Source organism: Streptomyces atroolivaceus (assembly GCF_000717025.1).
In the GTDB taxonomy this organism is placed as follows: domain Bacteria; phylum Actinomycetota; class Actinomycetes; order Streptomycetales; family Streptomycetaceae; genus Streptomyces; species Streptomyces atroolivaceus.
Genome location: NZ_JNXG01000008.1, coordinates 117,719 through 141,993 on the forward strand (window position 1 = coordinate 117,719; position 24,275 = coordinate 141,993).

19 protein-coding genes and 1 tRNA gene are annotated in these 24,275 nt (G+C 71.5%); 8 read left to right on the forward strand and 12 right to left on the reverse strand.

The annotated features are described in order from the left end of the window. Nucleotides 1-21 precede the first annotated feature (21 nt). Nucleotides 22-1,299 carry a M6 family metalloprotease domain-containing protein gene (locus OO67_RS18010; RefSeq protein ID WP_033301529.1) on the forward strand — a complete coding sequence of 426 codons (1,278 nt, stop codon included), beginning with the start codon at nt 22-24 and terminating at the stop codon, nt 1,297-1,299. On the opposite strand, the gene OO67_RS18015 is transcribed toward OO67_RS18010, so the two are convergent. Beyond that, nucleotides 1,286-3,076 (reverse strand): class I adenylate-forming enzyme family protein, encoded by a 1,791-nt coding sequence (locus OO67_RS18015; protein WP_167748655.1) that lies wholly within the window; start codon nt 3,074-3,076, stop codon nt 1,286-1,288. The genes OO67_RS18010 and OO67_RS18015 overlap by 14 nt on opposite strands. Nucleotides 3,077-3,319: 243 nt before the next feature. Between OO67_RS18015 and OO67_RS18020 the strand changes: the two genes are divergently transcribed. Next, a tRNA-Arg gene (locus tag OO67_RS18020) sits at nt 3,320-3,392 on the forward strand. A gap of 75 nt (nt 3,393-3,467) precedes the next feature. Here OO67_RS18020 and OO67_RS18025 read toward each other — a convergent pair. From OO67_RS18025 to OO67_RS18035, 3 genes are all read right to left on the reverse strand, one after another. After that, complete coding sequence (locus OO67_RS18025) at nt 3,468-4,265, reverse strand: hypothetical protein (RefSeq protein WP_033301531.1); 798 nt, start codon at nt 4,263-4,265, stop codon at nt 3,468-3,470. Then, nucleotides 4,262-5,173 (reverse strand): hypothetical protein, encoded by a 912-nt coding sequence (locus OO67_RS18030; protein ID WP_157841703.1) that lies wholly within the window; start codon nt 5,171-5,173, stop codon nt 4,262-4,264. The genes OO67_RS18025 and OO67_RS18030 overlap by 4 nt, the downstream gene beginning before the upstream one ends. A 120-nt stretch (nt 5,174-5,293) precedes the next feature. After that, nucleotides 5,294-6,166: an oxygenase MpaB family protein gene (locus tag OO67_RS18035; RefSeq protein ID WP_033301533.1), complete on the reverse strand. Its 873-nt coding sequence runs from the start codon at nt 6,164-6,166 to the stop codon at nt 5,294-5,296. Nucleotides 6,167-6,366: 200 nt separating this feature from the next. Between OO67_RS18035 and OO67_RS18040 the strand changes: the two genes are divergently transcribed. Then, nucleotides 6,367-7,116 carry an ATP-grasp domain-containing protein gene (locus OO67_RS18040; protein ID WP_033301535.1) on the forward strand — a complete coding sequence of 250 codons (750 nt, stop codon included), beginning with the start codon at nt 6,367-6,369 and terminating at the stop codon, nt 7,114-7,116. Between the two features lie 52 nt (nt 7,117-7,168). On the opposite strand, the gene OO67_RS18045 is transcribed toward OO67_RS18040, so the two are convergent. From OO67_RS18045 to OO67_RS18055, 3 genes are all read right to left on the reverse strand, one after another. Beyond that, nucleotides 7,169-8,053 (reverse strand): hypothetical protein, encoded by an 885-nt coding sequence (locus tag OO67_RS18045; protein ID WP_033301538.1) that lies wholly within the window; start codon nt 8,051-8,053, stop codon nt 7,169-7,171. A gap of 48 nt (nt 8,054-8,101) precedes the next feature. Continuing rightward, complete coding sequence (locus OO67_RS18050) at nt 8,102-9,931, reverse strand: DUF2339 domain-containing protein (RefSeq protein ID WP_033301540.1); 1,830 nt, start codon at nt 9,929-9,931, stop codon at nt 8,102-8,104. A 197-nt stretch (nt 9,932-10,128) separates the two neighbouring features. Continuing rightward, entirely contained in the window at nt 10,129-12,786 is a 2,658-nt protein-coding gene (locus tag OO67_RS18055; RefSeq protein ID WP_033301543.1) for a hypothetical protein, read from the reverse strand. Nucleotides 12,787-12,950: 164 nt separating this feature from the next. Between OO67_RS18055 and OO67_RS18060 the strand changes: the two genes are divergently transcribed. The 4 genes from OO67_RS18060 to OO67_RS18075 all read left to right on the forward strand — a co-directional run bounded on the left by OO67_RS18060 (nt 12,951) and on the right by OO67_RS18075 (nt 17,303). Beyond that, nucleotides 12,951-13,670 (forward strand): GOLPH3/VPS74 family protein, encoded by a 720-nt coding sequence (locus OO67_RS18060; RefSeq protein WP_033301546.1) that lies wholly within the window; start codon nt 12,951-12,953, stop codon nt 13,668-13,670. 237 nt (nt 13,671-13,907) lie between these two features. After that, nucleotides 13,908-14,765 (forward strand): helix-turn-helix domain-containing protein, encoded by an 858-nt coding sequence (locus tag OO67_RS18065; protein WP_033301548.1) that lies wholly within the window; start codon nt 13,908-13,910, stop codon nt 14,763-14,765. A gap of 186 nt (nt 14,766-14,951) precedes the next feature. Continuing rightward, entirely contained in the window at nt 14,952-15,158 is a 207-nt protein-coding gene (locus OO67_RS18070) for a DUF397 domain-containing protein (protein WP_033301551.1), read from the forward strand. 564 nt (nt 15,159-15,722) lie between these two features. Continuing rightward, a complete protein-coding gene (locus OO67_RS18075) occupies nt 15,723-17,303 on the forward strand; it encodes a sodium:solute symporter family protein (protein ID WP_033301553.1) in 1,581 nt (526 codons plus the stop codon). 80 nt (nt 17,304-17,383) lie between these two features. On the opposite strand, the gene OO67_RS18080 is transcribed toward OO67_RS18075, so the two are convergent. The 3 genes from OO67_RS18080 to OO67_RS18090 all read right to left on the reverse strand — a co-directional run bounded on the left by OO67_RS18080 (nt 17,384) and on the right by OO67_RS18090 (nt 20,479). Beyond that, nucleotides 17,384-18,499, reverse strand: a complete 1,116-nt coding sequence (locus OO67_RS18080) for an ADP-ribosylglycohydrolase family protein (protein WP_033301555.1) — start codon at nt 18,497-18,499, stop codon at nt 17,384-17,386. Between the two features lie 231 nt (nt 18,500-18,730). Next, nucleotides 18,731-19,204, reverse strand: a complete 474-nt coding sequence (locus tag OO67_RS18085) for a carboxymuconolactone decarboxylase family protein (RefSeq protein ID WP_033301556.1) — start codon at nt 19,202-19,204, stop codon at nt 18,731-18,733. Between the two features lie 168 nt (nt 19,205-19,372). Beyond that, nucleotides 19,373-20,479 carry an alkene reductase gene (locus OO67_RS18090; protein ID WP_033301557.1) on the reverse strand — a complete coding sequence of 369 codons (1,107 nt, stop codon included), beginning with the start codon at nt 20,477-20,479 and terminating at the stop codon, nt 19,373-19,375. Between the two features lie 57 nt (nt 20,480-20,536). On the opposite strand from OO67_RS18090, the gene OO67_RS18095 reads away from it, so the two are divergent. Beyond that, a complete protein-coding gene (locus OO67_RS18095) occupies nt 20,537-20,911 on the forward strand; it encodes a MerR family transcriptional regulator (RefSeq protein WP_033301558.1) in 375 nt (124 codons plus the stop codon). A gap of 33 nt (nt 20,912-20,944) precedes the next feature. Here the strand turns inward: OO67_RS18095 and OO67_RS18100 are convergent, their stop codons facing one another. Next, entirely contained in the window at nt 20,945-21,493 is a 549-nt protein-coding gene (locus OO67_RS18100) for a YciI family protein (protein ID WP_033301560.1), read from the reverse strand. Between the two features lie 108 nt (nt 21,494-21,601). Continuing rightward, nucleotides 21,602-24,178 (reverse strand): bifunctional FO biosynthesis protein CofGH, encoded by a 2,577-nt coding sequence (locus tag OO67_RS18105; protein ID WP_033301562.1) that lies wholly within the window; start codon nt 24,176-24,178, stop codon nt 21,602-21,604. Nucleotides 24,179-24,275: the final 97 nt, after the last annotated feature.

Genomic DNA, 24,275 nt, shown 5'->3' on the forward strand with positions numbered 1-24,275 from the left:
CGGACCCGAAGGCGACGCCCTATGCAGCAGCCCCGCCACCGGATACGCGGGCACCCCCGGCTCCTCGCCCTCGCCGGAGCGACAGCCCTGATCATCGCGACGACGGCGTCGGCCAGCTCCACCCTCCCCACCGCCGGCCGCGCCTCGGCCGGACCGGCGGCCGCGCCCCGCGGGACCGGCCTCGCACCGTGCCGCATATCCACGGCCATGGGCGTACAGATGTCGGAGGGCCTGCCGACACCACCCGGCTACGCGCGCTCCACCGGCCGGATCCGGGCCCTCAACCTGATGATCGACTTCCCCGACGCGCGGGCGGCGGAACCGGCGGCGGACCGGCTCGCGGAATTCTTCCCGCAGACCTCCGACTGGTTCCGCACCAGCTCCTACGGCCGTCTCACCTACCGGCCCGAAGCACCCGTGGACGACTGGCTGCGGATGCCGCTGCCGTTCTCCGAGTACGGGATAGAGCGCGGCGCCCCGTACGAACCGGGCTACCGCAAGATGGTCGAAGACCTGGTGACCGTCGCAGACCCGAAGGTCGACTTCTCGGAGTACGACCTGGTCAACGTGCTCGTCACCCCGAACGCCGGCCCCTCCGCGCTGGACACGGTCCTCTCGGTGACCTTCTCCGGCAACGACGACGCCCCGCACGCCGACGGCGTCCCGCTCGCCAACACGTCCTTCGTCTACAGCCGCCAGGACGACGGCTCGGGCTCGTACGAGGAGACCGGCTACCGGGTCCTCCCCCACGAGAACGGCCACGTCTTCGGGCTGCCCGATCTCTACACGATGGAGGGCGGCGGCTCAGTGGGCCACTGGGACATCATGTCCGAGGACTGGGGGGCCAACAACGACCTCCTGGGCTGGCACAAGTGGAAGCTCGGCTGGCTGGACGGCGAACAGATCAGCTGCGCCGCCACGCCCGGTACCAGCGAACACGTCCTCGAACCACTGGCCACGCCAGGCGGCCCGAAGCTGGCCTTCGTGCCGGTGAGCGCGCAGTCCGGCTACGCGGTCGAGGTGCGGACCGCGGAGGGGAACGACGAAGCGGTCTGCCGGCCCGGGGTCCTCATCTACAAGGTGAGCTCCGACGTGGACACCGGCCAGGGCCCGGTCTCGGTCGAGGACAGCACCGAGGACAGCGGAGGCTGCACGCGGCGGCCGAACGTCCACGCCGAGCTCTCCGACGCCGCCTTCCAGCCGGGCGAAACGTTCACCGACCGGACCCACGGCATACGAATATCCGTGCTGGAGAAGGACGACGACGGGCACCACCGGGTACGGATCACCCGGCCCTGAGGCCCTCGCCCTCGCCCTCGCCCTTGCCCTCGACCTCGCCCTCGCCCTCGCGTCCGTACTCCTGGAGCGCGCCGCGCAGCTCCCGCTTGAGGATCTTCCCCGTCGCGTTCCGGGGCAGCGGCTTCCGCGTCACCAGCACGTGGGCGGGGACCTTGAACGCGGCCAGGTTCCGGCCCACATGCGCGCGGAGCGCCTCCGCCGTGACGACGGAACCCGGGCGCACCCGGACGACCGCCGCGACCTCCTCGCCCAGTACCGGGTGCGGGACGCCGAGAACCGCCGCGTCCTCCACCTCGGGATGGTCGTGCAGAGCGGCCTCGACCTCCACGCAGTACACGTTCTCGCCGCCCCGGATCACCATGTCCTTGATCCGGTCGACGACGGCCACCCGGCCGTCCCGGACGACGGCGAGATCCCCCGTACGGAACCAGCCCCCGGTGAACGCCTCGGCCGTCGCCGCCTCGTCGCGCCAGTAGCCACGGACCAGGGACTGGCCGCGCAGCCACAGCTCTCCGGTCTCGCCGTCGGGGAGGGCCTCTCCCGCGGGACCGGCGATCCGGACCTCGGTGACCGGTGTCGGGGTACCGGCGGAGTCCGGGTACGCCCGGTACGCGGCGCCGAAGTTGGCGAGCACACCGCCGCTGGTCTCCGTCAGGCCGTAGCCGTTGCGCGGTTCGATCCGCTCGCCGTGCTGTGCGGTGAGCCGGGCGACCAGGTCCGGCGGGGCCGCCGCCCCGCCGGTGTTCAGCCCTTTCAGGCCCTCCAGACCGTCGCCCGCGCGCTCCGCCGCCGCGAGCAGCTGGAGCGCGGTCGCCGGAACACCCGCGTAGTGGGTGACCCCGTGCCTGCCGATCAGCCGCAGGGCCTCGCCTGCGTCCCACTTCGGCATCAGGACGAGGGTGCCGCCCGACGCCATGGCCGCGTACAGGCTGGTGAACGCGGCGACGTGGAAGAACGGGAACGTCATCAGGGTGACCGGCGCCGGCCCCTGACCCGGGACGACCCCGCGGCCCAGCGCCGAGGCCGCCGCCTGGTAACGCGGGTTGAGGGCCGCACCCGCCTGCGCGAGATGGGTGGCCACGGCGCCCTTGGGCCGCCCGGTGGTGCCGGAGGTGTAGATGATCGTGGCATCGTCCTCGGGCCGGATCTCCACCTCGGGCGGCGCCGCCGCCGGATCGGGCTCCGGCAGATCCGCGTACCACTCGGCCCCGGCCGGCAAGGCACCTTCGCCGTGGAAGACGACGAAGCGCGCCCCCGCCTTCCGGCCACGGTCCGCCACCTTCGGCAACTGCTCCGCATCGACCAGCAGCACCGTCGGTTCGCAGTCGTCGAGGGCGTAGCCGAACTCGCCTTCGGTCCACCAGGTGTTGAGCGGCACGGCGACGAGTCCGGCCAGCTGCACCGCCCAGAAGGCGATCTGCCATTCGGGGTGGTTGCGCATCGCCAGCGCGGCCCGCTCACCGGGGCGGAGCCCGTACGACTCGGTGAGCCGCCGGGCCAGCGAGGAGGCGGCCGCGAAGAACTCCCCGTACGAGACCACGCGTTCACCCGAGATCAGGAACGGCTGGTCGCCGAACGCCCAGGTGGTCTCCACGAACTCCCTCAGCGTGCGCGGCCCGTTCGCGTAGACGAGAGGCCCGTGCTCCGCCCGCACCACGGCGAACGGAGCCCCCGGGCCGGTCAACACGGCCTCGATCCGGGCGAGGGCTTCCGGGTCGGGTGCACGGCTGGGGTCGGTGTGCGGCACGAAAGGCCTCTCCACGTACTGGCTCAGCAACGCGGCGACGCTATGCCCGCCCCCTGCCCTCGTCAACCGGCCCGGCCCGGCGCCCCGGAACCCGGCCCTCCCCGCACGCCGTACGAGGCTCACCCCGCTCGCCGCAGGAGGCTCGACGCCACCCGCTACACTGTCAGCGGTGGCGCAGCCTTGATCAGCAGCACCACCGGTAGACTGTCGGGATTCCAGCTGGATGGATTCGTCCACCTTCGGGAACATCACCACACATTCCGACAGATCCCCGCCTTCGTAGCTCAGGGGATAGAGCACCGCTCTCCTAAAGCGGGTGTCGCAGGTTCGAATCCTGCCGGGGGCACAAGGACAGAGGCCACACCTGAACGTTCAGGTGTGGCCTTTGACATCTGCGGCTGACATCGACGCCGGCGGCCACTCACGGCCAGGCCGCCTCCTGAGCACCCGGTCCATGTGGCGTCAGCAGACCGACGAGCCGTTCGCGGACGTTGCCCTTGCCCGCCTGGGGGTCCGGCACCAGCTTCTCCCGGTCGCCCGGGTCGCGGGTGAGGACGTACAGCCGTTCGCCGCTGCGGGCCAGCACCAGATCCCTGCTGCTGCCGGCCGTCTCGGCCGATGCACGCGCCGTGTAGTCGGTGACGGTGATCAGCGCGGAGCGCTCCGAGGCGGCGAGCACGGCGTCGGTGTCCACTGACTCGTCAGGGTCCGCCGGCGAGCCCCGCGGCAGCCACTCGGTGAGCGTGGTCAGCGCTTCGTCGAGCTTGTGCAGCCCCAACTGGTGGACGCCGAGCGCGTCGATGCGGACCATGAGGCAGATCCGCTCGGGCTGGGGGAGCAACAGGATCCGCCACGGCTCACCCGGACCCGACCCGGTCGTACGGGCATCGAGCACCGTGCGGGCCCTTTGCTGGAAGGCCACGGCGATACCCAGGTCTCCCTGCACCTGAACCTGCTCGCCCGTGTCACCCGCCAGCAGCAACTGTCGGGCCGCCAGCGAGCGGACGGCCTCGGCGATCACGTCGTCCGACGGCCTGGCCTCCAGGAAGTCCACGATCGCGTCCACGGCGGTGAGCTCCGCGATGGTGTACGCGCCGAGCAGCACCGGTCCTGTGCCGACCAGGTTCACCACCGCCGACACCAGCCCCGGAGGGGCGGTCGCCGCACCCGCGTCCGACGGCGGCGCAGGGGGGACGTCGCGCTGATCGTCGTCGCTCATGACCGCCCTCCCGGCTGCAGGAGTGGTACCGCAGGCGGCACGCGGCTCTCGCGGAGCACCGCGGCGGCGCTTCGTGAGAGGGTCTCGGTCACCCAGACCTCGGAGTTGCCGAACAGCCCTCGGCCCGCCCTGCCGGACAGCGACTGTCCCAGCTCCCCCGTCAGGTCCTCCCGGTCCGGGGGCGGGAACCGGGCCGCCAGGTCCGCGGAAACGGCGGTGGCGTCGTCGCTCTCCTCGATCCGGCGCAGTGCCTGGGTCAGCACCCGCGCGACCGGAGGCGTCAGGGACGTCGGCACGGCAAGGGACGGTGACAGGTACAGCGGGCGCCGCTCGGTCATCCGGGACAGCCCCCAGGGCCCGACATTGCTGCGCGTGATCCGGTAGACGACGTAGTCCATGAGGTGGCGGAGGTCGCTCACACTGGGCAGCTTCCGCCCGCCGAAAGCGGCCGGGGTCTTCTCCAACTGCACCCAGGTGCCCTGTGCGGTGCGCCCGTGCAGCTTCTCCCGCACCACGTACCCGCGCATCCCGATGTCGGGATACAGCGCCTTGTCGATGTCACGGTGGTGGCTCGACAGGCGCTCGTGACTCACCTCGGCGAACCGCCAGTCCTCGTACAGCCGCGGTTCGTCCACCAGCACATGGCCGCCGCACAGCACGTCGTGCAACTGGGGCACCTGCAGCCCGTGGCGCTCCAGATCCGAGAGGATCGCCGCTTCCTCCGGGCTGAGGCGGCGGGCGGCCGCGACCAGTCCTTTGCGGTAGGCCCCTGCCCGCGCCGTGATCTCGATCATGAGCCTGACCCGGGTGCGCGCCTGCTCGGCCCGCCGGTCACCCGGACCGTCCGAAGCCACCCCGCCGGGTCGCCTCAGGTGGGTGACCGATGACAGTGCGTGCTTTCGCTCCACGTCGCCAGTACAGCACGGCGGACCCGTGCACGCACCAGCTCGGTGCCCCGGCCGGGGGCGTGCACGGCGCGGTCTCCCGACGCTGATCCGGGTACACCGGAAAAGGCGTGGCGCCTGTGATCACGGCGAGTCGCGCGGCGGAGCCATCGCCCAGCGGATCGCGGCGGTCAGTGCGCGCCCGGTCGGGGCCACGCAGGCTTCGGTCACGCCCGGCAGCCGGGGCAGCTCCAGCGACGTACGGGCCCACCGGGGGAGGGCGGCGACGGCGTTCGTGGCGAGGACCGCGTAGGGCACGCGGGCGGCCCAGGGCAACGGCGGGTGCAGCAGGATGAAGCGTGCCGCCTGACGGGCTTCCTCCGTCGGGCGCAGTTCACCGCGGTAGGCCCCCAGGCGGGCGGTGAGCTCCTTGCGGCTGCGCGGGGGATCGGTGACCCCGAGTGCCTCCGCCACACGCGCCGCGTCGGCGACGTAACCGTCGTACCCGGCGGCGTCGAGCGGTTCGGCTCCGAAGCGCCGGTGGGCGAGCAGGAAGCTGTCGACCTCGGCCACGTGCACCCAGCCGAGGAGGTGCGGGTCGTCGGCGGCGTAGTGCTCTCCGGACGGAGTCGTTCCGCGCACCTGGCCGTGCACGGACCGCACCCGGTCGACCGCCTGCTGTGCGTGCTCCGCTGTCCCGTACGTCGTCACCGCGAGGAAGGTACTGGTGCGCTGCAGCCGCCCCCAGGGGTCGCCGCGGTAACCGGAATGGGCCTCCACGGCAGCCATGGCGAGGGGGTGCAGGGACTGGAGCAGGAGTGCCCGGAGTCCGCCGATGAACATGGACGCATCGCCGTGCACGGTACGGATGGGCCGGTCGGGGCCGAACCAGCGCGGGCCGGGTGTCCCGTGGATGCGGGCGCGGTTCTCCGGTCCTGCGGGACCGGCCACCCGGGCGAAGACGGCGCTGCCGAGCCGTTCCCGCAGGCGGGGTGCGGCACATGTGGACGCGTCCATGAGGCCAGTATGCGCTCACCGGCGACGGGACGGCGGCGTACGGATCCCTGCGGGGGAGGACGGTGCGGTCCGCCGGCCGGACCCGCCGGTGCGACGGCCTTCTCGTGGGCGTGCGCCCGGGCCGTGCGAGCCGGAGCCGGCAGGGCCGCCGACCGAAATCCGGTGGGCCCGCACCCCTCGCTGCGGCAGGATCCGTGCCCATGGCCCTCGTACTCCCGCCCCGTCTCACCGCTTCCGCCCGGACCCTCCGCGACACCGCCCGGCAGCGGGGGATGCGGACCGTCCAGCTGCCGGACCATGAGGTTCCGGCGGGGCTGCGCGGCGGGGGCGCGTATCTGCACGCCGGCCCTTCCTTCGCCGATGCGGTCGCCCCGGCGCTGGGCGTCGCACCCCTCGAAGCTCCCGCCGACTGGCTGGCCCGGCTGCCCGACGCGTTCGTCCGGCGCGAGATCCGCGCCGTGCCCATCGGTGAGGCCTACGGGCTGCGCCGCCCGGCCTTCGTCAAATCACCCAACGACAAGAGCATTCCGGCTCTGATCTACGCCGACGGGTCCCGGCTGCCGGGGCCGGACGCGGTCGATCCGAGGACGACGGTGCTGGTGAGCGACGTCCTGGTCCTCGAGGCGGAGTACCGGCTCTACCTGCTCGACGGGCAGGTCCGCACCGGCAGCCGGTACGCGACGCGTGGACGGCTGCACCTGGCTCCGCTGTCCGGCGCGGCGCGCGCGTTCGGCGCCGAGCTGCTCGCCGCCTGCGGGCACACGCTGCCGTCCGCGATCGTCGTCGACGTCGGAGTCACCGATGCGGGGCAGTGGGTGGTCGTCGAAGCCAACGCCGCCTGGGCCAGCGGCTGTTACGCCTCCGACCCGGACCGGGCACTGGATGTGGTGCTGAGGGCCGCCGGTCCTGCCGCCCACCTGGCGGAACGGGACAGCCCGTTCGTCCGGTGACCCTTCACCGCCGGACGGCCCCGGCGCGAGGCGTGGAGCCGGCCCCGGCGGGTCAGCGGCAGGAGGCCTTCAGCTGCGCCGCCGCGTGGTGCGCGCCCACCAGAGCCGCGTCGCCCCAGTCCCGGCCGCGGTCGAGCAGCTGCACGGCGAAGGTGTCCCCCTTGACCGGGTAGGTCCGTACGTCCACGGCGGTGCCACGGTGCTCCGGCTGCCGCACGGTGAAACCCGTGTAGGCCGAGTCCGCGTCGTGCGGGTCGGAGAGGACCCGGTAGACGGACGGGTCACCGGCCACGTCCCTCGCGCGGACGCTGCTGGGCACGAACACCGTCAGTGCGCACTCGCGGAAGCCGTCCCCCAGGCGCCAGGACCAGACGGCGCTGCTCCCCCGGTCCTGGCCCGGACTCCCCGACATCGGTACGGCGCTGAACCGGCCGTCGCACGAACTCCCCACGAAACCGCCCGACTCGACGGTGTACCAGCCCGCGTCGCCGTTCTCGAAGCGCCCGTTCTCCACATAGCCGCCCGTGGTGCAGCCGGGCCCGGCCCACGCCGTGAAGCGGTAGCGGCCCGCGTCGGCAGGCGGACCCGGCGGTCCGTCACCGGACGGCTCGGTGTCCTCGGATCCGATCCGGGTGGGGGCCCCGCCACCGATCGGTGCCGGTACGGCACCGGCCCGGCCCGCGGACTCCGGGCGCTCGCCGCCCGCCCCCGCGGCGAGCAGCGACACGGCGGTGGCCAGGCTGCCCGCGGCCACCACGACTCCCGCCGCCAGCAGGGCCTTCCGGCGCCGGGGCAGCGTGGAGACCCGGCCCGACAACGTCTCCCGGGCGATCCAGGAACCACTCCCACGGGGCGGGCGTTCGACGGAACCGCACCGGGGACAGACCATGCCCGGCAGCGGACCTGTGTGTTCGCCGCCGCAATGTTGGCACCTCATGGCAGCACACCTTGCCAGTGCCGCCCGCCCGGTGGGAGAGTTCCCGCACTATTGGCGCAGTTCCTCGGGACACGGCGTGCCGGGCTGCAGCTGGTAGGGCGCCGCCAGGCGGTAGACACCCGGGCGCGGGGCGAGGAGTTCGGTCCACTCGTCGCCGTCCCCGTCCTCCTCCACCTTGATCAGGCAGCCGTGGGCGTTGGTGAAGTCCTTCGGGGCGTTCCCGTCCTCCTCCGAGCGCTTCTTGGAGGCTTCCGTCTCCTGCGGCCGCTCCACGCTCCTGCCCTCGTCGTCCACGACGGCGAGCCACCGGGAGTACGGGATCCGGATCAGGACGCGGCCCGCCGTCCGCACGTGGATCGTCAGTTTGTCGTCGTCGGCCCGCTCCACCGTCGCGGGCGGGTCGGCGAGGGGCACCGGGTCCAGGACCCTGAACAGCTTCCAGTTGGCGTCGCTCCAGACCGGCTGCAGGTACGGCTGGCCCTTCGCGATCAGCGCGGCTTCCTGCTCCGCTCCGCTGCCGTCCAGCTTCCCGGCCGGCAGCACCACGTAGTGCACGGCCCAACGGTTCAGCCACTCGTGGTAGTTCACGGCGTCGAGGGTGTCGTCGTAGAAGAGGGGGTTGCGCTTCATGTCGGCCTGCCGGTTCCAGCCGCGGGCCAGGTTGACGTACGAATCGAGCGCCGAGGCCTCCCGGTGGCTGCTGGCGGGCACCACCTCGACCCGGCCCCGCTCCGCCCCCACCTTCTGGAGCTGGTTGACCAGGGGAGCCAGTTCACGGGCCCACGAGGCGGTGGGGGCGGTGCGCACGATGTCGTCCACGCCCTTGAAGCCGATCCAGAAGTTCAGTCCTGCGAAGGCGACGACCAGGGCGTACCAGCGGCGGGTGCGCGGCGTCGTGTAGGGCAGTGCGGCCAGCAGCGCGACCCCGGCGAACAGCATCGCCATACGTGACACGTTCGACCCGATCTGCGAGTCGATGAAGTACGTGAGGAGCGTCCCCGCCCCGTACACGGCGGCGGCCGTGCGGACGGTGTGCCAGTCCCGGGGCACGAGGAAGAACACCAGGACGGCGAAGACGAACGGCAGCGACAGGGTCCCCAACGACATCGGCTGCGTACCGGAGAAGGGGAACCACCACGAGGACAGGGCCACCACCACGACGGGCGGCAGGCCGATCGCGTACGCCCCGGGGCGCCGCTTGTTCAGGAACAGCGCCGCCGCGACGACGCCGAGGAAGAGACCGGCGACCGGGCTGCCCGCCGTTGCGAGCCCCGCCAGGGGAGCCGCGACCACCGCCTTCGCCCACCGCTTGCGACGCCAGCGGTGCGGCCAGCAGAACACGGCCGCCACGGCACCGACCGCGAACATCATGCCGAGCCCGAACGTCACCCGGCCGGAGAGCGCGTTGCACAGGTACGCGAAGACCCCGGCGAGCGCACACGCGAGGGGGTTACGGACGGCGGGCACCCGCACCAGGATCAGGGCGGTGAGCGCCGAGGACACCGTGCCGGCGATCATCATCGTCGTACGGACACCGAGCACGGACATCAGGTAGGGCGAGACCACGCTGTACGAGACCGGGTGCATCCCGCCGTACCAGGAGAGGTTGTACGCGGTACCGGGGTGGCGGCCGACGAACTCGGCCCAGGCGTCCTGGGCGGCGATGTCGCCGCCGCTGTTGGCGAAGAAGAAGAACCAGAGCAGGTGCACGGCCGCGGCGACCGCTGTCGTCAGCAGGACCGGGTGGCGCCGGATCCGGCTCCGTATCGAGTCGTCGGCGCCGTCGCTGCCTCCGCCGGCCTGGGCCGGGATCCGGATGGAGAGGTTCTCGGTGGGCGGCGGGCCGGTCTCCGCCCTGGTCGGCTCAGCGGTGGTCACTGCGACTCTCCCCGTCCCTGCCCGGGCCTGCCGAACCGTCCATGTGCTGCACGGGCCTCATCCGTACTCGGAGGGACGCGTACCGGCGCCCCCTCGTTGCCTTTCGGGACGCTAGCACGCGGCATTTTCCGCCCGCTGCCCCGTCACCGGACGGCCCCCTGCCCGCGGCTGCGGAGCAGGGGGCCGTACCGGGCCGGTCAGGTGATGCGGGTGAGCTTGTCGCCGAAGGACGGCTCGGCCAGTGCGGTGCCCAGCGTGACCGCGACCTCCACCTGGCTCGCGCCTTCTCCGACGGTCATCGTGCCGACCCTCGTGCCCGCCGCCGCCGCGTTCGGAATCGTCTTGCCGTCGTCGGTCAGTTCCAGCTTGACCGTGAGGCCCGGCCAGCCGACCGCCTTGACGTCCTCGGCCACGACCACGTCGGTCGTGCGGCCGAAGCCGTCGTCGACGACGCCGACGACCTGTCCCTTCTTCACGACGGTCCGGCTCTCCAGGAGGTCCTGCGTGGCGGTCATCGCCTCCTTGCTCACCGCGTTGACCGTGTCGATGATCGGCGGCTTGTGCTGCCCCAGGATCGCGCCGACGATGAGCTGGTCGGTGTCCCCGACCTTCTTGTGCGCCGCGAAGAGCAGGTTGCCTCCGGCCTTGGTGGTGGAGCCCGTCTTGATGCCGAGCGCGCCGTCGTACGGAACCAGGGTGTTGTAGTTCCGGTGGCTCTGCCCCGACGGGTCCGTCCAGGACGGCAGCTTGGTGATGTCCATCAGCGCCGGGATCTCGACCAGCTTCTCGCCCAGCTTCACCTGGTCCTCGGCGGAGCTCACCGTGGTCGCGTTCAGCCCGGACGGGTCGGTGTAGGTGGTGTTCTCCATGCCGAGTTCCTTGGCGGTGTCGTTCATCTTCTTGACGAACGCCTCCTCGGAACCGGCGTCCCAGCGGGCGAGCAGCCTGGCGATGTTGTTCGCCGAAGGGACCATGATGGCCGCCAGGGCGTCCTGCTGCGTGATCGTCTCTCCGGCCTTGACCGTGTTGAGGGTCGACTCGCCCACCGAGTCGAGCTTGCCCTCCTCCTCGGCCTTGGCGTCGATCTTGACGGCCGGCCCGTCCTCGCCCCTCTTCAGCGGGTGGTCCTTGAGCACGACGTAGGCGGTCATCGCCTTGGCCACGCTGCCGATCGGCACCGCCTTCTGTTCGCCGAACGAGTCGACCGTGCCGAGCCCCGTGGCCGCCATGAAGCCCTGGCCCTCGTCCGGCCAGGGCAGCGAGGGCTTGCTCCCCGCGAAGTCGTACGTCTGCTTCGCCGTCAGCTCGAGGACGGGTTCGGGAAGCGGGCGCACCGCCTGTGCGATCGCAAAGGCGACCAGGAGGAGGAGCACCAGCGGCGTCCAGATCTTGACCCGCCGGACCGCCGTGCGGACCGGGGTCTCCGGGGGCGGCGGGGTGTTCGTCAGCTCGGCCAGCAGGTCGAGCGGCGGCTTGGGCGGCATGGGCTGCTGCCTGGTCCGCTCGGCCTCGGTGAGCCCCGCCCCTGGGGCCCCGGGGGTGCCGGGCTTCGCCGCGACGTCCGGGGTGACCGTGGGACCGACCACGGCAGCGGGACGTACGTCGTCCGAGCGCAGCGGGACGAACTTGCTGGTCCGCTCGGCGGGCGTCTCGGGGGCCCCGGAGGCTTCCCCGGCAGCCCAGGAGGCGGGCTTCCGCGCGGCCTCCCGCTCCTTCGGCGGGATCTTCAGCGCGGTCGTCGGCTGGTCGACCTGGCCGACGCGGGGCGCCTTGAAGACGGCCGTCGGGTGATCGATTCCCCGCCCGTCGCGTGCGGGCTCCGGCTCCTTGGCCGGGGCGGCCTCCTCGCGGGTCTTCGGAACGCGGGGAGCGCCGCCGGGGGCGCTGACGGCGGGTACGTCGTCGGTACCGGCGACCGTCTCGACCTCGCTGTCGGCGGCCTCATCGGCCTCGCTGCCGGCCGGCGCCTCGGCATCGCTGCCAGCGTCGGGATCGTCGCTGTCGGCCTCGGAGCCGTCGCTGTCGGCGACGGGATCGTCGCTGTCGCTGTCGTCGTTCGGAGGGTCGCTGTCGCCTGGCTTCCTGTCGGCAGCGGCTGCCGCCGCGTCGTCGGTGTCGCCGTCGGACACGTCGTCGCCATCGGACGGCCTGCCCACACCCTCGTCAGCGCCGCCCTGAACTGCGGCTTCCTCGTCGGTCGCCACCCACGCCGCTACGGCGGCACGCAGCCGGGTGTCGGCCGGCGTCGCTTCCGCGTTCGCCTCGGCATCGGCATCCGCGTCGGCATCCGCGTCGGCGTCGGAGCGGGATCCGGACACCTCCGGAGCGGCCTCGGCGTCCCCGGCACCGGCTTCGGGCTGCTCCCCGGCCTCGGGCCGGCCGGAATCCGCGTCAGCCGCAGCAGCGGACCCGGCCTCGGCCTCGGAGGCCGCATCCGCATCCGCATCCGTTTCCGTCTCCGTCTCCGTCGCGGCCGGGGCGGGCTCCTCCGCCCCCGAAGGCGCCTCAGACGCCCCTGTGGCCGTCCCGGCCGTCTCCTCCGCGTCACCGGCCCCCTCGGCGCCCCCGCGGGGCCCGGAGGTGCCTTCAGGGCCCTCCGGGGCCTCCGAGGACGCGGATCCGCCCGCCGGGGCGCCGGCCTTCCCGGAGTGCGGCAGGCGGAAGACCGCCGTCTCGCTGTCCGTCGCGGCGCCCGTCGTCCCGCCCGCCGTGTTCGCGCCCGGCGCAGCGCCCGGTTCCCGGAACACTGCGAGACGCGGATCGCGTCCCTCAGCCGTCCCCGACGACTTCCGCTGCTCCGACATGTCGGGGGACTCGCCCGCCACCGATACCTCCTTGATGAGCCGCGGGGTCATGCCCGCACTGTCCGAACCATCTACCAGTGTCCTGTGTGAACCCTTGACCGAGCCGCTAGACGAGAACGACATACCTAACGGTTCCCTCACAAAGCACCCAGGCACCCTCGACAGACCAATGTGAGAGGGGTCACCCTGTCACTCATCCACGCGGGGAGGCATGGATGGGCAGGAGCCGCAGAACAATTCCGGAGGAGCTTCTGCTGCTCGCTCTGGACCCGACCACGGGTACCACAGCGCAGCCGCAGTCGCTCGACCTCGGCCTGGCCGGGGCACAGCTAGTAGAGCTGGCTCTGGCAGGACGGATAGCCCCTGACGGGGATCGTATCGCCGTGGTGATGCCACGGCCGACAGGAGATCCGACTCTGGACTCCGCACTGGAGCTGCTGCGCCGTCGTGGCAGCCCGGTTCGGGCGGTCCACTGGATCGGCGGGCCCCGGCTGGGACTTCGCCAGATCTATCTCGCTCATCTGGAGCGGTGCGGCATGGTTCATGCCGTGGCGGGCCAGATGTGCGGGGTGCTGCCGACGACTCGCTACCAGGCGACGGACACGGCAATCAGCCGGGACATCAGAGCCCGGCTGGACAGTGCGATCCGCACCGGCGTACCGCCGGACCCGCGGACCGCGGCGCTCGCCGCGCTGGCCCACGCGGTCGGACTCGGCAAGCACCTGTACCCCGGGAACGAGGGGCGCTCGTCGCGCTCCCGGCTCCGGGACCTGATCAGACACGACCCGATGGGCGGCCTCGTGGCGCATGCCGTGATGGACGTCCAGAACGGCGTGGCGGTCCAGCCACGCCGTAATCAGCAGACGGCGGGCGTGCCGTTGCAGCCGCAAGCACAAGCGCGTCGCGGCAGCATGGCGCACACCTCCGTCCACTGACAGCACGACCGCGCGGACAGTTGCGCGGAGCACCGAATACCGCCGCACCGACGTCCCCATGACCCGGTTCGGGAGCCGCACCAGGCGCGGGGCAGCCGGATCCACCGGCTGCCCCGCGCTGTTGCGTGCGGTCATTGCGTGTCGCCATTTCCCAGCGCGCCCGGGGGCCCGGGTGGCAATCTGCTGAACAGCAGACACGCACAGCTACAAAGCTGCATAGCCGGAGGTGCCGTTTCCGTGCCGACCAACGTCAATCCCACCGTCAGGCGACGCCGGTTGGGCCAGGAATTGCGCCGCCTCCGTGAGATCAAGGGCATGACGGCCGAGGAGGTGGCCGAGCGGCTGCTGGTCTCGCAGTCGAAGATCAGCCGCCTGGAGAACGGCCGCCGCTCCATCAGCCAGCGCGACGTACGCGATCTCTGCGGGGTGTACGAGGTCGAGGACCACCGCGTCGTGGACTCCCTGATGCAGATGGCGAAGGACTCCCGCCAGCAGGGCTGGTGGCACGCGTTCGGCGACATCCCGTACAGCGTGTACATCGGGCTGGAAACCGATGCCGAGTCCCTCCGGGTGTACGAGCCCCAGGTCGTCCCGGGGCTGCTGCAGACCCGGAGTTACGCGGAGGCCCTGATCAACGGCGCACTGCCCGAGGCGCCGCCGTCCGACATCGAGAAGCGGGTGAACGTCCGGGCCCGCCGCCAGGACCGCGTCAACGCCCCGGAGCACCCCCTGCGCCTCTGGGCCGTCATCGACGAGTCCGCCCTGCGCCGGCTCGTCGGCGGCAAGCAGGTCATGCTCGAACAGCTGGAGCACCTCGTCGAGCAGTCCCAGCTGCCCCATGTGACCGTGCAGGTACTGCCCTTCGACATGGGAGCGCACCCCGGCATCAACGGGCAGTACGCCATCCTGGAGTTCCCCGACGCCGCGGACTCCAGCGTCGTGTACATCGAAGGGGTCACCAGCGACCTGTACCTGGAGAAGGCGAACGACGTGCAGCGCTACAGCGTCATGTACGAGCACCTGCGGGCGCAGGCGTTGAACGTGGACCAGACCCGCCAGTTCATCAGCGACATCGCCAAGAGCTACACACGCTGAAAGCCTCCGCTTGCGGTGGGGGCGGGAAGATACACCGCCCCCACCGCAAGCGGAAGACCCGCATGGAATATGCCATCCGGTCGAGTGAACGGCTGCACCACCAAGCGATGTTGGCGAGTAGCGTCGATCACGCCAACAGGAACGAAGTTGGTGCCACTCACATCAACTCTCTGAACCGGAGTGAACATGGCTATTCTTCAGGGTGCTACGGAAAACTGGACGAAGTCGTCGTACTCCGGCGGCAACGGGGCGTGCGTCGAAGTGAAGTCGCCCGTCACACAGGCCATCGCCGTGCGTGACTCGAAGGCCCCCGAAGGTCCCTCGCTCTCCTTCGTCCCCGGAGCGTGGAACACCTTCGTCCGCGACGTCGCGTCGGGTTCGATCAACGCCTGACCGACAGGCCGGTCCGCACCCGTCGTACCGAGTCCGGTCACGCGCGCACGAACACAGAAGAGCCCTCTCGACTGGTCCGCCGTCCTGGCCGAGGGGGCTCGGCCCGTCACCGGACTCCGCGCCGCCGGCCCACCTACCGCACCATCACGACCTCAGCGGTCGGCTCCGGCAGCGCGCCCGGCGCCGTGCGTAAGCCTCACGTCGTGCAGCTTTCCCCTTTCTCCGGCCGCACGGGACCCGCATCCCGTGCGGTCGTTCTGCGTTCTCGGGCGTTCTCGGGCGCTCTCACGCCCCTGCGTTACGCCGATCTCTGCACAGCCTGACGAAGTGCTCGCTCATGGTGAGGCCGTGGTCACGTTCACGACAACGCCTGGCAAGGTCAAGAAACTGTAAAATCGTTCGCCTTGCTGATTCGCGTTCACATCTCTGACCGAGAAATCCTTGACCGAGAACCCGAACAGGCGGTTCAATCCCTGAAGTCCCCGTTCCCGCACGGGGCCCCGCTGAACGGCCGTACTGACGAAGTGCGTTCCCGTTCACAAGGCGGACCCCTGGAGGGGGCACATGAACAGTCTCGACTGGGCCGTGCTCATCGGCTACTTCGGTGTGATGGTCGCGATCGGACTCTGGTCGCACAAGCGCGTGGACAACGTCAGCGACTTCTTCACGGCCGGCGGCAAGATGCCGTGGTGGCTGTCGGGCATCTCGCACCACATGTCCGGTTACAGCGCGGTGATGTTCACCGGCTACGCGGGCATCGCCTATCAGTACGGCGTCACGTCCTTCGTGACCTGGTCGCTGCCGATCGCGATCGGCATCGGCATCGGCGCGAAGCTCTTCGCACCCCGGCTCAACCGGCTGCGCTCGCGGCTGCATGTCGCCTCGCCGCTGGAGTACCTGAAGAACCGCTACAACGTCCCGACCCAGCAGGCCCTCGCCTGGTCCGGACTGCTGCTGAAGATCGTCGACGTCGGTGCCAAGTGGGCCGCCATCGCCACTCTGCTCTCCGTCTTCACGGGGGCCACCCTCACCCAGGGCATCTTCATCACCGGCATCGTCACGGCCGTGTACTGCACGGTCGGCGGACTGTGGGCCGACGCGCTCACGGAGCTGGGGCAGTTCATCATCCAGCTCTTCGCCGGTGTGGCCATGCTCGTGATCGTCATGAGCAAGCTCGGCGGCTTCAGCTCACTGTGGACGGTCTGGGACAAGCTCCCCGAGGGCCACACGGAGCCGACGGCCGGCCCCTACACGGTGACCTTCCTGCTGGCATACCTCTTCATCAAGACCTTCGAGTACAACGGCGGCATGTGGAACCAGGCCCAGCGCTACATGGCCACGGACTCCGCACGTTCCGCGACCCGTTCGGCCTACCTGTCCGCCGTCCTGTGGCTGGTCTGGCCGGTCGTGCTCTTCTTCCCGATGTGGGTGGCCCCGCTGCTCGTCGAGGCCCAGAAGCCCGACGCCTCGGACAGTTACGCCCTGATGACCGAGCAGCTGATGCCGCACGGTCTGCTGGGTCTGGTCGTCGTCGGGTTCTTCTCGCACACGATGGCCATGTGTTCCTCCGACGCCAACGCCATCGCGGCCGTCTTCACCCGGGACATCGCGCCGGTCTTCTCCAAGGCGGCCCGCACCTGGAGCAACCGCAGCGGACTCATGGCCGCGCGGCTGTCCACGCTCGCCTTCCTCGGCCTGTCCATGGCGCTGGCGACCCAGATCAACTCGCCGACGTTCAAGGACATCATCTCGGTCGTCATCAAGTGGGTCGCAGGGCTGATGGGCCCGATCGCGATCCCGTTCATGCTGGGCCTGCTGCGCAGGTTCCGCCGCTCCGGTCCGACGGCGGCGCTCACCAGCTGGGCGGCGGGACTGCTCGCCTTCTTCTTCACCAACTACAACCTCGACGGCTCGGTGAAGACGGACGTCGCGCTGCAGTACCAGGTGGCCCTGCCGCTGGCGATCTCCCTCGTGCTCTACATCGTCATCGGCTTCATCAAGCCCGAGGACACCCCGGAGCGCGACGCCCTCATCGAGACGATCAACACGGACGACGGGGGCCCGGCCGGCGGAGCGGCGGCGGCCGTTCCCCTGCAGAAGCCCGGCCCGGAGAGCACGGGCGTCCCGGAGGGCGTGAAGGACTGACCGGCCCCGCACGCGGGGCACTCGGACGGTGGGCGGGCGCGGCGGCGCCCGCCCATCCCTGTCCTCCCGGACGCTCCCGCTCAGTCCCTCGGGTAGCGGGCCAGCCAGCCCGGGGCCACCGCGGTCGGACTGTGCAGAGCGGGACCCTGGGTCATCTCCATCGCGAAGTCGTCGGAGAGTTCGAGGAGCGTCGAGCGCCCCTCCAGTTCCGCCAGCCAGGCCGGCGGCAGCGCCGTCTCGCCGTGCAGCGCCCCGAGAAGGGCCCCGCAGACGGCCCCTGTGGCCGCGGACGGCCCGGAGTGGTTCACGGCGAGCCGCAGCCCGTGACGTACGTCCTCGCCCACCAGCGCGCAGTAGAGCGCCACAGCGAGCACCTCCTCCGCGGAGTCGGTGTCACCGAGCGCCTCGATGAGGGCGGGCCCGGGGATCCCCTGCCGTACGGAGCCGAGGGCCTGCCGGAGCGCCTCGGTGACCTGCTCGTTGCCCGGACGCCCGGCGAGCAGGGCGAGCGCGTGCTGCACCGAACCGTCCAGGGTCTCCCCGCGGGCCAGTCCGTGCACCATGACGGCGAGGGCTCCGGCCGCGAGCTGGGCGGTGGCGTGGCCGTGGGTGTGGGCGGCGCACTCGACGGCCAGCTGGAGGACGAGCTGTGGCTCCCAGCCGACGAGCAGCCCGAAGGGCGTGGAGCGGGTGAGCGCGGCCGAGTCCCGCGCGGCGGGGTTCTTGGGCACGGCGAGCGTGCCCATCGTGGCGTCGCCGAAGCCGACGAGGCACTCCCGGGTGGGGGCGCGGCGGGTGTACAGCCACTCCTCCCTGGCCAGCCAGCCGTTGTCCTTGCGGCGTTCGTCGGGCCCCCAGGCGCTCTGGGTGGCCGCCCAGCGCAGATGGGCGCGGTGCACGTCCGTGGGCGGGTGCCAGGCGCCGGTGTCACGACGGACCTGGGCGCGGATCAGCCCGTCGACGGTGAAAAGGGTGAGCTGGGTGACGGCGGTGACGGCCCCCCGTCTTCCGTGCACGGGGACGAAGTCGGCCACCCCGTCCACGCCGTGGGCGGCGCGTATGGCCTCCAGGGTGAGCCCCGAGACACCCGCCCCGAGCGCGTCCCCGATGGCACCGCCGAGCAGGGCCCCGCGCACCCGGCCCCGGAAGTCCTGCTGCTGGACACGGCCCCAGACAGCTGTGGTCCCTGTGCTCACCGTGCCCCTTCCGCCCGACCCTCCGTGTGCGACTGCGCAAGCACTGTAATCGAACGGGAAGCAGCGGTTCAGGGACGGAACGGAATGTACGGAGTTTCGCCTCCTGGCACGTGACCGACCCATATCCGGTGAACTGCCTGCCGCGCGAGGAGCCGGGGCTGACCCCCCGGCGGCAGGCAGCAGGGGCCGCTGCCGAGGCCGTCGCCCCTGGCCCGGCAGCGGCAGCCCCGTTCAGCCGAACATGCCCGGCTGGTAGTCACCGGCAGGCTGCTGGACCATGACGTTCATCCGGTTGTAGGCGTTGATCACGGCGATCAGACCCACCAGGGCGGCGAGCTGGTCCTCGTCGTAGTGCTTCGCAGCGTTCGCCCACGCCTCGTCCGAGACGCCCCCGGCGGCGTCCGCGATGCGCGTTCCCTGCTCCGCCAGCTCCAGTGCGGCGCGCTCGGCGTCGGTGAAGACGGTGGCCTCCCGCCAGGCCGCGATCAGGTTCAGCCGGAGCCCCGTCTCACCGGCCGCAGCGGCCTCCTTGGTGTGCATGTCGAGGCAGAATCCGCAGCCGTTGATCTGGCTGGCCCGGATCTTCACCAGTTCCTGGGTCGTGGCCGGCAGTCCCGAGTCCGTGACCACCTTGCCCGCCGAGTTGATGTGCTTCAGGAACTTGGCCGCGAAGGGGCTGGCGAACATGTTCAGACGAGCATCCATCGTGTACTCCCATGCCGTTGCTGTTGTGCGGTTACACCCCTTCGACGGAACGGGCGGGACGGGATGTGACACGGGCGGGTGTGATCCACGTCTCGTGGACTCCGCCGCCGGTGCCGGCCTCACCCCGCCCTCCGCGCTTCCGCGGGCAGGACGGGCCCGCCCCGGTTCTCACGCGCCGGGCGGCAGGGCCGGGTAGTCCGTGTAGCCCGCCTCCCCGCCGACGTACATCAGGTACGCGTCCCGGACCTGGTTCACGGGAGTGCCCGTGCGCATGCGGCGGATCAGGTCGGGGTTGGCCAGGAAGGGGCGGCCGAGCGCGATCACGTCGGCTCCGGCGGTCAGCAGCCGCTCGGCGTGGGCGAGGCCGCCGTCGTCCGGGATGCGGTCCTTGGGCAGCACCGGGTTGGCGATCAGGGTTCCGGGCCAGTCCTTCCGGATGCGCTGGAAGACGGGGTCCTCCGGGTCGGCGTACCCCACGTGCAGATAGGCCAGACCACTTTCCGCCAGGGCCCCGAGGAGCGCCGGATAGATCTCCTCGGTGTCGCCCTCCTCGACGCCGTTGACCGTGCTCCACGGCGAGACGCGCAGGCCGACCCGCTCGGGGCCGATCGCCGCCGCCACGGCCTCGGTCACCTCGACGACGAAGCGGATGCGGTGGTCCACGGGACCGCCGTAGGCGTCGGTCCGCCGGTTCGTCCCCTGGGCCAGGAACTGGTGGAGCAGATGGCCGTTCGCGCTGTGCACCTCGACCCCCTCGAAGCCCGCCTCGATCGCGTTGCGGGCGGCGGAGGCGAAGTCCGCGACGGTGGACGCGATGTCCTCCGTGGTCATCTCACGGGGGACGACCGAGGGCACCCGCCCGGCCGGGGTGTGGATCGTCTCGGGCAGCGCGACAGGCGAAGGGGCGACGGGTGTCAGCCCGCTGGTGTCGGGGTGCCCGGCGCGCCCGCCGTGCTGGATCTGGAGGAACATCCGCCCGCCCTCCGCGCGGACCGCGTCGGTGACCCGGCGCCATCCGGCGACGTGGGCCGGGCTGTGGATGGCCGTGATGTTCGGGTACGTCTGCCCCACGGCGTTCGGCGTGGACGCCTCGGCGATGATCAGCCCGGCCGAGGCGCGCTGGGCGTAGTAGGTGGCCATGAGCGGGGTGGGTACGCCCTCGGGCGTGGCCCGGTTCCGGGTCAGCGGTGCCATCACGAGGCGGTGGGGAAGGGTGAGGGGGCCGAGTGCGACGGTCTCGAAGAGCTTCGGGGAGGAAGAGGCTGCGTTCGTCATGCCTGCAAGGTAAGAATTGACACCGGTGTCAGGTTCAAGTCCAGGAGGCGGAATCTCATGCGGATCGGCGAGCTGGCCCGGCGTACGGGCGTGAGCGAGCGCTCCCTGCGCTACTACGAGACCCAGGGACTGCTGACAGCCGACCGTACCCCCGGCGGCCACCGCGACTACGCCGAGGGCGCGGTCGACCGCGTGATCCGCATCCAGGAGTTCTACGCGGCCGGGCTGTGCAGCGCGAAGATCGCCGAGCTGCTTCCCTGCGTGCGGGACGCGGACGGCGGCCCCTCCGCGATCGCCACCCCGCGCCTGGTCGGCGACCTGTCCGTGGAGCGCGACCGCATCGACCGGAAGATCGACGAGTTGCGCCGCTCCAGGGAGGTACTGGACGACGTGATCGCCACGGCTGCGGGAGAGACCGCGAGCGGGGACTGAGCCCGGCCCCGGCTGGGGCCGGACGCCGTCCGGTCAGGAGCGCCCGCCGAACTGCCAGTTGTGCACCTCGATGCCGGCGTACCGGTCCGGTGTCAGCACGGCGCGTGCCGTGGCCGCGTCCGGCGCCCGGACCAGCGCCGCCGTTCCCAGCCAGGTGGCGCCGTCGTCGGACAGCAGCGGCCCGTAGGCGATCAGCTCGTCCCGGGCCGGCGGCAGGGTGAGGTCGGCGGCATGCCCGGCGCCGAGGCCGAGCACCAGGTACCGGCTGCCCTCGACCGGCCCGCCGGGGAAGTCCCACATGGTGCGTCCCAGCAGGTTGCGCCACCGGCGCAGCAGCACGTCCCGGTACACACCGGCCTGGTAGTTCGGCTCGTCGAAGGCGAACGCCCGGGCCGCGGCGGGATCGGGCAGGCCGAGGATGTGCACACTGCCGGTGGGGGTCTCACCGTCGTCGGCCATGGTCGGGCCCCGGGCGATCATCTCCTTCCCGTACCGGTCCATGTAGGACCAGTGGTCTTCGATCAGCTCGTCGCGCAGAGCCAGGGAGCCGGGCCGGTCACGGTGGAAGCAGAGGAACTCCATGCCCACAGGATCCCTCCACCGGGCCGCCCGGGTCGAGCGGATTCCGCTCGGCCGACGTCGTACCGTCCCCGGGATCCGCCGGCCGCCCGGGCCGCTCGCCCTGCCCCCTCAGCCCTCCAGCACCGGCAGCAGCTCCGGCAGGTGACCGTCCGACGCCGCCGCGGACGTGACGCGCTCCTCGGGCACCTCGCCGTACAGCGTCGTGCGCGGCTTCGCCGGCCGGCCCGCGAGGTCGGCGATGGCGACGAGGTCCTGGATCGAGCGGTACGAACCGTAACTGGAGCCCGCCATACGGGAGATGGTCTCCTCCATCAGGGTCCCGCCGAGGTCGTTGGCGCCCGAGCGGAGCATCTCGGCCGCACCTTCCGCGCCGAGCTTCACCCAGCTGGTCTGGATGTTGGTGATGTGCGGGTGGAGCAGGAGGCGGGCCATCGCGGTGACGGCACGGTTGTCGCGGTCCGTGGGGCCGGGGCGCGCGATGCCCGCCAGGTAGACCGGGGCGTTGGTGTGGATGAAGGGCAGGGTGACGAACTCCGTGAAGCCGCCGGTCTCCTGCTGGAGCCGGGCCAGCGTCCTGAAGTGGCCGAGCCAGTGGCGGGGCTGGTCGACATGGCCGTACATCATCGTGGACGAGGAGCGCAGCCCCGTCTCGTGCGCCGTCCTGACGACCTCCAGCCAGGTGGCGGTCGGCAGCTTCCCCTTGGTGAGGATCCAGCGCACCTCGTCGTCGAGGATCTCCGCCGCGGTGCCGGGGATCGAGTCGAGCCCCGCGTCCTTGGCCGCGGTCAGCCAGTCCCGGATGGACATGCCTGTCCGGGTGGCCCCGTTGACGACCTCCATGGGCGAGAAGGCGTGGACGTGCATGCCGGGGACGCGTTCCTTCACCGCACGGGCGATGTCGAAGTACGCGGTTCCGGGCAGGTCCGGGTGGATGCCGCCCTGCATGCAGACCTCGACGGCGCCGACGTCCCAGGCCTGTGCCGCGCGGTCGGCGACCTGGTCCAGGGAGAGGGTGTAGGCGTCCGCGTCCGTACGACGCTGGGCGAAGGCGCAGAAACGGCAGCCTGTGTAGCAGACGTTGGTGAAGTTGATGTTCCTGGTGACGATGTAGGTGACGTCGTCACCGACCACGTCGCGACGCAGGGTGTCCGCGATCCGGCACAGCTCGTCCAGGGCCGGTCCGTCCGCGTGGAGCAGGGCGAGGGCCTGGTCGTCGGTGAGTTTCGTGGGGTCGTCGGCGGCCTGGCTCAGCGCCTGGCGCACGTCGGCGTCGATCCGGGAGGGGACCATCCCGGGTGCGGCTGCCTCGCGCAGGGCCTCCCAGTCGCCGTACACCTCGTCGAAGTCGTCGCGCCGGTCACCGGTGCGGCCCTCGGTGTCGATGGTCCGGTGCAGGTCGGTGCGGCCGGTGGCGTCGAAGCCCGCGTCGGGTTCCTGCCAGGGCAGTCCGGCCGGGATCGCCCCCTCCTTCGCGAGGCCCGTCTCCGGGTCCGCCAGCGCCCGCACGTGCGGCAGCAGCCGGGGGTCGAGCCACGGCTCGCCGCGCTGGATGAACTCCGGGTAGATGGTGAGGCGTTCGCGCAGCTGGAAGCCCGACTCCGCCGTACGGGCGGCCAGTTCGTCGATGTGCGGCCAAGGGCGCTCGGGGTTCACATGGTCCGGGGTGAGGGGCGAGACACCGCCCCAGTCGTCGATGCCCGCACCGATCAGCAGGGCGTACTCGGCGTCGACGAGATTCGGCGGGGCCTGGATGCGGGCCGAGGGGCCGAGGATGTGGCGGGCCACGGCGATCGCGGCGGCCAGCTCCTCCAGTTCCGCGTCCGGCATCCCGCGCATCGCGGTGTCCGGCTTGGCGCGGAAGTTCTGGACGATGACCTCCTGGATGCCGTGGTAGGCGCGGGCCGTCCTGCGCAGCTCGAAGAGGGAGTCGGCCCGCTCCTCGTAGGACTCGCCGATCCCGATCAGGATGCCGGTGGTGAACGGCACGTTGGACCGGCCCGCGTCCTCCAGCACCCGCAGCCGGACGGCCGGCTCCTTGTCCGGGGACCCGTGGTGCGGGCCGCCCTTCTCGGACCACAGCCGGGTCGCCGTCGTCTCCAGCATCATGCCCATGGACGGGGCGACGGGCTTCAGCCTCTGCAGGTCCGTCCACGTCATCACCCCGGGGTTCAGGTGCGGCAGCAGCCCCGTCTCCTCCAGCACCCTGATCGCCATGGCCCGCACATAGGCCAGGGTGTCGTCGTAGCCCTCCGCCTCCAGCCACTCCCGGGCCTCGGGCCAGCGGTCCTCGGGCCGGTCGCCCAGCGTGAACAGGGCCTCCTTGCAGCCCATTTCGGCACCCTTGCGGGCGATGTCGAGGACCTCGTCCGGCGACAGGAACATCCCGTGCCCCGCCTTGCGAAGCTTGCCGGGCACGGTGACGAAGGTGCAGTAGTGGCAGGTGTCGCGGCAGAGCCGGGTCAGCGGGATGAAGACCTTGCGGGAGTACGTGATCACTCCCGGCCGACCGGCGGCATCGAGTCCGGCGTCCCTGACCCGGGCGGCGGAGGCGGTGAGATCGGTCAGGTCGTCCCCCCGCGCCTGGAGCAGGACGGCGGCCTCGGCCACGTCGAGGGCGACGCCGTCGCGGGCCCGCCGGAGGGCGCGCCGCATGGCGTTGGTCGTGGGGCGCTGAGGATCGGTCATGGTCCGAGCATACGAGCGCCCCACCCGGGCCGGACCAGGGACTCTGTCCGGCGTAACCAGCCCTCCACCACTGGCGCCTTGGCCGTTATGTCCCGCT